A 6,471-nucleotide genomic window follows, 5' to 3' on the forward strand; every position below is an offset into this window, starting at 1 on the left:
TTTTTTGAATCTTTCATAAAATTTACCCTCCTTACCTATAAGTTTATTTTTCCAAGGTTTCTTTTTAATATACAAGAACTAGTGAATTATTAATCCAGAACTATCTTGGTACTTTTAGGAAAATATTTTTGAAGCAATAAAATAAGGCTAATTAAGAATTTTAAAATTCTTAATTAGCCTTATAAATTTATTACAGTTCATGAACTCTAGTGATGGACTTAGTTTCTATAAGCTCACTTTTTGAAAATCCTTTTTTAAAGGTTCTTATTTGCTTATAATCTACTCCATTCATATTAAAGTCTAAAACATCAATCCTATCTCCTTTGTATACAATAGGATCATTTTGCCCTTTTAAATAGATCTTTACTTCCACAGATGTCCCTCCTACTTTCATTGATTCATATTGTCAACTTATTTTATTATAACCACTTTTTTTCAAAATAAAAATAGAGCACTTAATTAAATGCCCTATTCTTCAAGCATCTCTTTCATTTTCATTAATACCTTTTTTTCAATTCTAGATACCTGAACTTGACTTATGCCTAAAATCTTAGCCACTTGAACTTGGGTTTTATCCTTAAAATATCTAAGCATTATAACTTGTCTGGATCTAGGCTCCAAATCTCTTAAGGCTTCTTTTAAAGCTATTCTATCTACAACTGAGGTTTCTTCATTAGCCTTTTCACTAAGCTTATCTATAAGCATAACTGGTGCACCTTCATCTTGGTGTATAGTATCATATAAATAATTTATGTTATTTATAGATTCAAGGGCAAACACAATCTCTTCTTTATCTATTCCTGAATACTCTGAAAGTTCTTCTATAGTTGGTTCCCTATCTAACTCTTTTGTTAAATGTTCTCTATCATAATGAAGTTTTCTTGCAGTATTTTTAATACCTCTACTTACCTTTATCATTCCATCATCTCTTAAAAATCTTTTTATCTCTCCTATTATCATTGGTACTGCATAAGTCGAAAATTTCACCTTATAAGAATTATCAAAATTGTTTATTGCCTTTACAAGTCCCATAGAGCCTATCTGATATATATCCTCATAATCATAACCTCTATTTGAAAACTTTTTGCTTATGGAAGAAACTAAGGGAAGATTCATTTCTATTAATATATCAAGAGCATCCTTATCCCCTTTTTTAGCAAGAACTAGGAGCTTCTCATTATCATCATAGTTATAGGATTCTTTTTTTAAGATTGCGTCATCCATAACCTTCACCTAACTCAAGCTATAAAAATTTTTCTTCATTATAACCTTAGTTCCCTTTCCCTCTTCACTACTAACCTTTAAATTATCCATAAAGCTTTCCATAACAGTAAATCCCATACCAGATCTTTCAAGGTCTGGTCTTGATGTATATAAAGGCTCCATAGCTTCCTTTATGTTCTTTATACCCATACCTTCATCTTCAACAATTACAGTAACCTCTTTATCTTCAATTAGAGCCTCTATTCTTACTAATGCATCCTGTCTATTTTCATATCCATGAATTATAGCATTGGTTACAGCCTCAGAAACAGCGGTTTTTAAATCTGATAATTCTTCAATAGTTGGGTCAAGTTGTGATACAAAGGCAGCTACAGCAACTCTTGCAAAGGCTGTATTTTCTGACTTACTTAAAAACTCTATTTTCATGCTGTTATTAATCATTTTTATCCCTCCATTAAATACTATTTAAAGCTTCATCTACAGTTTCAAAGCCAGCAATTATTTTATACATACCTGATAGTTCAAATACCTTTTTCACCCTATTGTTAACCTCTGCAACACATACCACTCCATTCTTAGGGTGAAGCTTTTTATATCTTCCTATAACCACGCCTATACCAGAGCTATCCATAAAGGTAACTCCTGAGAAGTTTAATATAAGTTTTTTAATATCTTCATTATCTAAATTATTATCTATCTTATTTCTTACTTCTTCAGAACTATGGTGGTCAAGTTCTCCTAAAAGTGTAACCACAAGCTTATCTTTAATTTTGTCAAATTTTATATACATATATATCCACCCTTAACCAGTATTAAGAGTAGTCCACCTCCCTTACATAAATTTACATATATCTCTATTCTACATAAGATATTCATTTCCTTCTTTTTCCAAGATATTTTTTTTAAATCTTTTATTTTTTCTTGTTATAAACTAAATAATACCATATAAAAACATACTATCTTTCAATTCAATATTTGAATAATATGTAAACCTTGAGGCTCAGTCCCATATATGATTAAATAAATCTATACATATATGATTTAAAATATAAAAACATATTATAAAACCTCTTAAATAGATATATAGTAAAAACTTAATTATCTACTTAAGAGGCTATCTATAATTTTATTTATTTCTTATCTTCCTTGGTGTGATACTTATTTAACTCTTCATTAATTTCCTTAAATATATTATCCACAGAGTTTTCATCACTACCCATTAATACTTCTATAGCATCCTTAATTGAGTTCATAGTATATATGGTAAAGCTTCCATCTTTTATAGCATCTTCAACCTCATGGTTTAGTACTAAATTATTTAAGTTACTCTCTGGAATTAATACTCCCTTCCCTTCTACTTTATCAATAAGCTTACATATATTAAAAAATCCTTCTATTTTTTCATTGACTCCTCCTATAGGCTGTACTTCTCCAAACTGATTTATAGAGCCAGTAACTGCTATATTTTGTTTTATTGGAATCTTACTTAAAGCTGATAACATACATATAGTTTCTGCAACTGAGGCGCTATCTCCATCTATTTTTCCATATACTTGTTCAAAGCTTAAATGAAAGTCCACAGGAAGCTCCTTATAAGGATTGGTTATCTCATTTAAATATGCCCTTAAAATATTTAAGGATTTCTCATGAATGCTTCCACTTAATTTACTCTCCCTTTGAACATCTATTATATGTCCACTTCCCTTATAGCAAACACAAGTAATCCTCATAGGCCTTCCAAAGGAATAATATTCAGTTCCTACAACTGATAGCCCATTTATGGCTCCTACCCTCTCTCCTGTAACTTTTAAAAGTATACTCCCTTCTTCATATATTTTTAAAGTTTCCTTTTCTATAACATCCTTTTCATAAACTATTTCTTTAATATGGATATCATCTATAAAGGCTCTGTTATCTTTTATTGCCTTTACTTGTGCTAAATTTAAAATTCTACTTATATCTCTTTCTTCAATAAAAAGCTTACTTCTATGCTCTGCCTTTCTTGAAGAAATTTTAGCCATTTCTATTACTGCCTTTGAGGTCAAGTCAAATAGATTATAATTATCTACTATCCTATTTATTCTTTCTATAAACTCTATTTTTCCTTCATCATTTATAGGTATTAAAGGATTACTTTCTGCCTTAAGAGCGAATGCCCTTTTAAAATCTTCGTCATAGCCATAAAGTATATCATAGCTTTCTACATCTCCAACTATTATTACCTTAACCTTTATATCTATATCTTCCGTTTTAAGCCCACTTATAGATAAAAGATCTAAATATCCTCTATGATAATTAAAATTTACCTTTCCCCTTAATAATGACTTCTTTAGGTGATTATAAGCTCCAATTCCGTTTATTAAATCTATAAGTCTAACAATTAGAACCCCTTCATTACACTTTAAAAGAGATCCTGCATTTATCATAGTAACATCCGTTATATAGGTTCCATTTTGATTTTCATACTCTATTTCTCCAATTAAATTATCTACACTAGGGTTCTCTTCAAAATGAACCACAGGATGTGAATTATCAGTATTATCTACAAGAACATTTATATTATATTTAAATATAGCACTGGTTATTTTCTCTTCGTCATCTTCATATATACCTGTGAAAATCTCTATTAAAGCATCTTTTAATGAATTAGTTACATACTCTAGATATTTAATACTTTCTAAATCATCCTCTAAAAACTTATGAAAACTAATTTTCTCCTCTTCAATAATATCTTCTAAATATTCATTAAGAATTGTTTTTATCATATCTATAGAACTAGCCTCTAATTTTTTCAAATCCTCAAGAACATTCTCCGCCATAAGTTTTAGTTTTCCAACCTTACTTAGAATATCTTCCCTAATTAATAAATCTAAGTCATCATATTCCTTAGTAGTCATGCTTTCTCCTTCATTCTTTAAAGGTAAAAATGCAAAACCATGGGTAGTGGCTTTAATATCAAACCCATCTTTCTTAGCCTTTTCCATAAGATCTTCCACTATCTCTGCTCTTTTTTTATGAAGATCGTCTAAGATATTTTCTTTTTCTTTAAAGGCTGTACTGTTATAAAATTTATAAACTGCTTCATTTAAGTTATTTTGAAGCTTTTCTAAAGCTTTCTTAAGCTTCTTACCCATACCATTATTTAAATACAGTACTTTCGGACTCCTATCATTTTCATAGATTACATAACATATATCTCTCGGACTTTCCTTTTTCTTATATATGTTTTCTATATAACTTTTCAAATGAAGAATTTTGTCCATTGAATAATCATCAATTAAATATATATTAAAATTATCACTATTTATGGCTAATAAGTCAGAAATTTTATTATAAATATCCTTATATTCACAAATTATATCTCCTCTTTTATTTAAATCTAAATCCTTTAGCTGAAAATCATATATAACATCCTCTTGTTTTAAAACTCTCATCATATTAAATAATTTCTCTAAGATGCTAAAGCCTCAAAGAGAAGTCCTCCCTTCAAAAGATTACTATTATAATAATATTCTTCTTACCATAATTTAGTAACACTTTTTTAAATAAACTAGGATTTTATATATTAAATTTTAGTAAATCAGCCTTCTTTGCTAGTTAAATAGGAAAAACAAAAACACTAAGGATATTCTTAAAATGAATACTACCCTTAGTGTTTTTTATCTGTGATACATTATTATTGAACCCTTTATTAAAGATTCCTATGGACTTTTTAATTTAAACTATTTAATACATTCCTTAAAATCTACAGTTTTTAATATGTTGAATTACTCTCTGTACCTTCACATATAGCAATAGATGCAGATGCCCCTACTCTACTTGCTCCTGCCTTTATAACATTTATAGCGTCCTCAGTACTTCTTACTCCACCAGATGCCTTTATACCCATATTTTCTCCAACGGTTTCTCTCATAAGCTTTACATCATAAGGTGTTGCTCCTCCAGTGCTAAATCCTGTAGAAGTCTTAACGAAATCTGCTCCCGCTTCTTTAGAAAGTTTACATGCCATTACCTTCTCTTCATCATTTAAAAGACATGCTTCTATTATAACCTTAGTTAAAGCTTTTCCACTTGCAGCCTCTACAACTGCTTTAATGTCTTCCCTTACATAATCATAGTCCTTATCTTTTAAAGCTCCTATATTTATAACCATGTCAACTTCATCTGCACCTTTTTTTATAGCATCCTCCACCTCAAAAGCCTTCACTTCTTTTGTGCTCGCTCCTAAAGGGAATCCTATAACTGTACAAACCTTTACTTCACTATTTTTTAGAAGTTCTGATGCTAACGAAACATAACATGGATTAACACATACTGATGCAAAATTGTATTCTATCGCCTCTTTGCAAAGGTTTTCTATCATTATCTTAGTAGATTCTGCTTTTAATAAAGTATGATCTATAATTTTTGCTATTGACATTTTATCCATGAAAAATCCTCCTATATTTTTAACAATAAATTTATAACACCTCTATTTTATCTTATGAATATATATTATACAACAAAATTTAAGATAAATTTCTTTTTTGCTATTTTATAAAAAAATATACTATGTTATAATACAATTTATCGGGAATTATAATATAGTAAACATATTTTACTTTTAGTTTAATATATCGCAAAGGAGTCATTGATTATGGGATGGAAAGAAAAAATATCTAAGCATTATACGCAATCTTACTTGAAAAAGTATGGAGATAGACTTGCACAGGTCCAAGGCAATGTAATATCTGTAAAGGTAGAAGAAAAAACTATACTTTGGATATTCCATAAGATAGCTGCAACTATAATAGTTAGACCTGTAGGAAGCAAAAATATTACAAGATGTGTGTTTAACAAAAAGAAATGGTTTAAAAAACCAGAGTTTATAACAGTTTCTCAAGGACATTCTGTTCTTATCCAAGGATTAAAGGGTAAGAAGGGTAAGGAAAATAGAGAAGTTATAGAGATAATGAATATAAGAAACCTTACTACTAAAAAGGACTTGATTCCTATGGAGCAAGGTCAAATAAAGCAGGTTAGAAAAATACAAAGAATGTAAAAAAAGCTTTTAGAGCATATGGCTCTAAAAGCTTTTTCTTTATATTTCTCTCCTAATAAAACTACTTTTTACATAAAACTTTCCTTCCATGCTATAGTATTATAGGGTTTTTGATTCAAAACTTATCTTATGCACTAATTAAAATTCAAGGTTTTAAAGGGTTTAAGTGCATGTATAAGTTAAGATTCAAGCTAAAAACCCTATAT

General features: G+C 29.0%; 7 protein-coding genes. 1 reads left to right on the forward strand and 6 read right to left on the reverse strand.

Annotated elements, in window-relative coordinates:
• Positions 1–190 precede the first annotated feature (190 nt).
• The 6 genes from AB2369_RS10310 to deoC form a co-directional block, all read right to left on the reverse strand.
• Positions 191–373 carry a hypothetical protein gene (locus tag AB2369_RS10310; RefSeq protein ID WP_367666396.1) on the reverse strand — a complete coding sequence of 61 codons (183 nt, stop codon included), beginning with the start codon at positions 371–373 and terminating at the stop codon, positions 191–193.
• Positions 374–468: 95 nt separating this feature from the next.
• Positions 469–1,224, reverse strand: coding sequence for an RNA polymerase sporulation sigma factor SigF (sigF, locus tag AB2369_RS10315; protein ID WP_367666397.1), 756 nt, complete (start codon positions 1,222–1,224; stop codon positions 469–471).
• 9 nt (positions 1,225–1,233) lie between these two features.
• Positions 1,234–1,665, reverse strand: a complete 432-nt coding sequence (gene spoIIAB / locus AB2369_RS10320; protein WP_367666398.1) for an anti-sigma F factor — start codon at positions 1,663–1,665, stop codon at positions 1,234–1,236.
• Between the two features lie 13 nt (positions 1,666–1,678).
• Complete coding sequence (gene spoIIAA, locus AB2369_RS10325) at positions 1,679–2,014, reverse strand: anti-sigma F factor antagonist (protein WP_367666399.1); 336 nt, start codon at positions 2,012–2,014, stop codon at positions 1,679–1,681.
• Positions 2,015–2,354: 340 nt separating this feature from the next.
• The gene (locus tag AB2369_RS10330) at positions 2,355–4,661 is read right to left on the reverse strand and encodes an AAA family ATPase (protein ID WP_367666400.1); all 2,307 of its coding nucleotides are present in this window, start codon (positions 4,659–4,661) and stop codon (positions 2,355–2,357) included.
• Positions 4,662–4,978: 317 nt separating this feature from the next.
• Positions 4,979–5,653, reverse strand: coding sequence for a deoxyribose-phosphate aldolase (gene deoC, locus AB2369_RS10335; protein ID WP_367666401.1), 675 nt, complete (start codon positions 5,651–5,653; stop codon positions 4,979–4,981).
• Positions 5,654–5,860: 207 nt separating this feature from the next.
• On the opposite strand from deoC, the gene AB2369_RS10340 reads away from it, so the two are divergent.
• The gene (locus tag AB2369_RS10340) at positions 5,861–6,265 is read left to right on the forward strand and encodes a hypothetical protein (RefSeq protein WP_367666402.1); all 405 of its coding nucleotides are present in this window, start codon (positions 5,861–5,863) and stop codon (positions 6,263–6,265) included.
• Positions 6,266–6,471: the final 206 nt, after the last annotated feature.

This window comes from Clostridium sp. (assembly GCF_040797585.1).
Lineage (GTDB): Bacteria > Bacillota > Clostridia > Clostridiales > Clostridiaceae > Clostridium_Z.

Bases quoted from the DNA above. Each gene is read 5' to 3' on its own strand.
- AB2369_RS10340 (WP_367666402.1), top strand. From the start codon at position 5,861: ATGGGATGGAAAGAAAAAATATCTAAGCATTATACGCAATCTTACTTG.
- spoIIAA (WP_367666399.1), bottom strand. From the start codon at position 2,014: ATGTATATAAAATTTGACAAAATTAAAGATAAGCTTGTGGTTACACTT.
- spoIIAB (WP_367666398.1), bottom strand. From the start codon at position 1,665: ATGATTAATAACAGCATGAAAATAGAGTTTTTAAGTAAGTCAGAAAAT.
- deoC (WP_367666401.1), bottom strand. From the start codon at position 5,653: ATGGATAAAATGTCAATAGCAAAAATTATAGATCATACTTTATTAAAA.
- AB2369_RS10330 (WP_367666400.1), bottom strand. From the start codon at position 4,661: ATGATGAGAGTTTTAAAACAAGAGGATGTTATATATGATTTTCAGCTA.
- sigF (WP_367666397.1), bottom strand. From the start codon at position 1,224: ATGGATGACGCAATCTTAAAAAAAGAATCCTATAACTATGATGATAAT.